We start from the raw sequence: 3,818 nt of genomic DNA, 5'->3' as shown, positions 1-3,818 counted from the left end.
CGGACTCGGACACGGATTCGGACACCGACTCGGACACCGACTCGGACACCGACTCGGACACCGACTGGGGAGCCTGCAAGAAGTCCTGCGACGAGCCGGCCGACTGCGTGCCGACGGGCGCCGACGTCACGAAGGACGAGAACAACTGGGAGTGCGTCGCGGACGGCTACTGCAACCTCCTCGGGTGCCAGAACGCCGGCGAGTGCCAGACGCTCTTCCCGGAGATGGACAACATCACGTGCAACACGAACGTGACGCCGCAGGAGTGCACGTTGCCCTGCACCTCCGCCGCCAACTGCGCGATCGCGGACTCGCCGCTCTTCGGCGAGGACAACTGGGCGTGCGAGAGCGACCTGTGCGTGCACCAGGGCTGCAACGACGACACGGAGTGCCAGGACGCGTTCCCGGCGATGGAAGATCCCGCCTGCGCGGAGTACGTGGATCCGCCGATGTGCACAACGTCCTGCGCGGAGCCGATCGACTGCACCGACGCGGCCGTCACCGCCGATCTGTTCAACGAGGCGCACTGGCTGTGCACGGACGGCGCCTGCGAGCACAAGGGCTGCACCAGCACCCAGGAGTGCACGGACTCGGCCCTGGGCGCCGGCTACATCTGCGTCTTCTAGCGGCGCATGCCCGCCGCCCCCCAGAAGATCCTGCTGATCAAGCCCGAGCAGAACGCGCCGACCGACTACCACTCACCGCCGCTGGGGCTCATGGCCGTCGCCGCGAGCCTGCGGAGGGCCGAGGGCGCAGAGGTGCGCATCCTCCACCAGCCCGTGGAGCGGATCGGCGCCGAGGATCTCGAGGGGCACATCCGCGCGTTCGATCCCGACTGGGTCGGGATCAGCGCCATCACCTTCGAGTCCAAGGGGCTGCACCGCGCGGCGGCGGCGGCCAAGGGCGTGCGCAAGGATCTGATCGTGGTCGCGGGCGGACCGCACGCGTCGATCTACACACAGGGCGTCATGGCCGATCCGAACGTCGACTACGCCGTGCTGGGGGAGGGGGATCTCAGCGCCGTCGAGCTCTCGGCCGCCCTGCGGAGCGGAGGAAAGGTCGACCGCATCGACGGCCTGGCCTGGCGCGACGGGGCCGAGCTGCGCGTGCATCCGCAGACGCGCTTCGTCGAGAGGCTCGACGATCTGCCGTTCCCGGCCTGGGATCTCGTCGACGTCCCGGCCTACGCCGGGCACGAGCGGATGAGCCGTATCGGCAGGCACAGCTACATGGGGGTGTTCACGACGCGCGCGTGCCCCTTTCGCTGCATCTACTGCCACAAGATGTTCGGCAAGGAGCTGCGCAAGCGCTCGCCCGAGAACGTCATGGCCGAGATCCGGGCCCTGCACGACGAGCAAGGGGTGCGGGAGCTCGAGATCGTCGACGACTGCTTCAACCTCGATCTCCCGAGGGCGAAGGCGATCTTCGACCTGATCGTCGCCTCCGGCCTCCAGCTGCGGATCATGTTCCCCAACGGGGTGCGCGGCGATCACCTCGACGAGGAGTTCATGGTCAAGGGCCGCGCGGCGGGCGTGGCTGCCATGAGCTTCGGCATCGAGACCGCGTCGCCGCGCCTGCAGAAGCTCCTGCACAAGAACCTCGATCTCGAGAAGGTCTCGCGTTCCATCGCCCTGGCCCGCGAGCACGGCATCATGACCCTGGGCTTCTTCATGCTGGGCTTCCCGACCGAGACCGCCGACGAGATGGAGGCGACCATCGACTACGCCGCGCGCTCGGCGCTGCACGCGGCGAACTTCTTCGCGGTCACGCCGTTCGCGGGCACGGAGCTCGCGGCGTGGGCCGAGCGGGAGGGCAAGTCGACGGCGTGCGACTTCGACCAGCCCTTCATGAGCGGCGGCTTCACCAACCTGACCGAGCTTTCGGATCGGGAGCTCAAGCGGATCCGGCGGCGCGGCGTGCTGCGCTTCTACGCGAGGCCGTCGCGCGTGTTTTCCATCCTGCGCGACTACCCGGACAAGCGCGAGCTGCCGCGGCTCCTGGGCGTCCTCCTCAAGCGGCTCATGCTCAAGGCGTGACGGCGGAGTCGACAGGATCAAGGGGAAGGGGCGGCGAGAGATGAGCGAGTGCGAGCCGCTGGTCGTCGATGACGAGATCGCGATCTCCGGGGCCCTCCTCTCGTGGACCAGCGCGCGGTCGTCGGGCCCCGGCGGCCAGAACGTGAACAAGGTCGAGTCCAAGGTCGATCTGCGCTTCGACCTCGAGGCGTGCGAGGCGCTCCCGGCGGCCGCCAAGGCGAAGCTGCGGAGGCTGTGCGCCAACCGCCTGGACGCCGAGGGGCGCATCGTCGTCGTCAGCCAGAAGAGCCGGGATCGCCCGCAGAACCTCGCCGACGCGCGCGAGAAGCTCAGGAGGCTCGTCGCCGCCGCGCTCGTCCCGGACGTCCCGCGCAAGCCCACCAGGCCCTCGCGGGGGGCCGTGCGCAGGCGCCTCGACGAGAAGAGGAAGCGCGGCGAGAAGAAGAAGGGGCGCAGGCCGGCCGGCGAGGAGTGATCCGGCTCGTCGTTGTGGCACCCCGGCGTTTGCTGTACGCTCCAACTTCCGTGCCGTGCGCACGGGAGCCGCGGGAATTGGCCCGCGACGAGAGGGGGGATCCATGGCCGAATCCGTTTACAACGTCGTAGAGCTGATCGGGACCTCGAAAAAGTCATGGGAGGATGCCGCGAAGAACGCGGTCGAGATCGCCGGAAAATCGCTCCGGGATCTCCGGATCGCGGAGATTGTGAAGCTCGACTTGAAGGTCGAGGACGGCAAGGTCGTGGCCTACAGGGCGAGGGTCCAGGTTTCCTTCAAGTACGAGGGCAAGAACTAGCGGGGTCCCACGTGGACACCGAGGAGAGATCATGGAGATCAGAGAGCTGATCGAGCGCATGGCAAAGGCGCTGGTGGACACCCCGGATTCCGTGGAGGTCCGCGAGATCGAAGGCGAGCAGTCCTCGGTGATGGAGCTGCGCGTCGCGAAGGGGGATCTCGGAAAGGTCATCGGGAAGCAGGGCCGCACGGCGAGCGCGATGCGGACCATTCTCGGCGCGGCCTCGGCGAAGCTGAAGAAGAGAGCGGTCCTCGACATCATCGAGTAAGGCCCCAACAAGGAGTATGCACGTGCCCACGAAGAAGACCACGGAGAAGAAGCCCAAGAAGGACTACGTCGTGACGAAGAAGCGCTCCGGGCGCTACGCGGTCGTCGGCAAGGACGGCAAGCAGATCAACGGCGAGGCCAAGGTGGAGATCCTGCTCAAGGAGGGCGTCATCAAGAAGCAGGTGAAGAAGGCGAAGCCCGCCGAGGACAAGCCCGCCGAGGCGTGAGCTCCCCGGCGCCGCCGCTTTGATGGTACAATCGCTCCGCAACCACGGCGGGATCGGAGGGATGACATGATCCACGGCGCTCGCGCCAAGGCGATCCGTGCGATGGCGTGCGTCGCGCTCCTCCTCGCGGGCTGCGGCGGCGAGGGCCCGCCGGGCTGGAACGCGCCGGACGGATCGACGGGGGACGCGGACTCCGACACGGACTCGGACGCGGACTCCGATACGGACTCGGACGCGGACTCCGATACGGATTTGGATTCCGATTCCGACGCGGACGGCGGGACGGACGCCTCCGCCGACACGGACACCGATACCGACACGGACACGGAGACGGACACGGGTCCCGGCACGGACTGCGTGTCGAACGGCGGCTACTGCGAATGGGGCCTCATCTGCTGGGATCCCGGATACCACGCGGCGCTGGAATACACGGGCTGCGACGGCTTCTTCGTCTGCTGCCTGCCGGATTGACAGCGGAGGCGCTCGACTGGCTC

7 protein-coding genes are annotated in these 3,818 nt (G+C 67.9%); all 7 read left to right on the top strand.

Going from position 1 to position 3,818, the window contains the following annotated elements:
• Positions 1-626, top strand: a 626-nt coding sequence (locus M0R80_31615) for a hypothetical protein (GenBank protein ID MCK9464190.1), incomplete at its 5' end; no start/stop codon positions are given.
• 6 nt (positions 627-632) lie between these two features.
• Positions 633-2,036 carry a B12-binding domain-containing radical SAM protein gene (locus tag M0R80_31610; protein ID MCK9464189.1) on the top strand — a complete coding sequence of 468 codons (1,404 nt, stop codon included), beginning with the start codon at positions 633-635 and terminating at the stop codon, positions 2,034-2,036.
• 40 nt (positions 2,037-2,076) lie between these two features.
• Positions 2,077-2,511, top strand: coding sequence for an aminoacyl-tRNA hydrolase (arfB, locus tag M0R80_31605; protein ID MCK9464188.1), 435 nt, complete (start codon positions 2,077-2,079; stop codon positions 2,509-2,511).
• Between the two features lie 103 nt (positions 2,512-2,614).
• Entirely contained in the window at positions 2,615-2,830 is a 216-nt protein-coding gene (locus M0R80_31600; protein MCK9464187.1) for a dodecin family protein, read from the top strand.
• Positions 2,831-2,861: 31 nt separating this feature from the next.
• Positions 2,862-3,098 (top strand): KH domain-containing protein, encoded by a 237-nt coding sequence (locus M0R80_31595; protein ID MCK9464186.1) that lies wholly within the window; start codon positions 2,862-2,864, stop codon positions 3,096-3,098.
• A gap of 22 nt (positions 3,099-3,120) precedes the next feature.
• A complete protein-coding gene (locus tag M0R80_31590; protein ID MCK9464185.1) occupies positions 3,121-3,324 on the top strand; it encodes a hypothetical protein in 204 nt (67 codons plus the stop codon).
• A gap of 66 nt (positions 3,325-3,390) precedes the next feature.
• Positions 3,391-3,795, top strand: a complete 405-nt coding sequence (locus tag M0R80_31585) for a hypothetical protein (GenBank protein ID MCK9464184.1) — start codon at positions 3,391-3,393, stop codon at positions 3,793-3,795.
• The last annotated feature ends 23 nt before the right edge of the window (positions 3,796-3,818 follow it).

It is taken from the genome of Pseudomonadota bacterium, from assembly GCA_023229365.1.
GTDB lineage: Bacteria > Myxococcota_A > Polyangia > JAAYKL01 > JAAYKL01 > JALNZK01.
This window is presented reverse-complemented; position numbering and strand designations above follow the sequence as displayed.

What these genes read in the sequence shown, in the direction of transcription:
- M0R80_31610 (MCK9464189.1), top strand. Translation starts at nt 633, where the DNA reads ATGCCCGCCGCCCCCCAGAAGATCCTGCTGATCAAGCCCGAGCAGAAC.
- arfB (MCK9464188.1), top strand. Translation starts at nt 2,077, where the DNA reads ATGAGCGAGTGCGAGCCGCTGGTCGTCGATGACGAGATCGCGATCTCC.
- M0R80_31600 (MCK9464187.1), top strand. Translation starts at nt 2,615, where the DNA reads ATGGCCGAATCCGTTTACAACGTCGTAGAGCTGATCGGGACCTCGAAA.
- M0R80_31595 (MCK9464186.1), top strand. Translation starts at nt 2,862, where the DNA reads ATGGAGATCAGAGAGCTGATCGAGCGCATGGCAAAGGCGCTGGTGGAC.
- M0R80_31585 (MCK9464184.1), top strand. Translation starts at nt 3,391, where the DNA reads ATGATCCACGGCGCTCGCGCCAAGGCGATCCGTGCGATGGCGTGCGTC.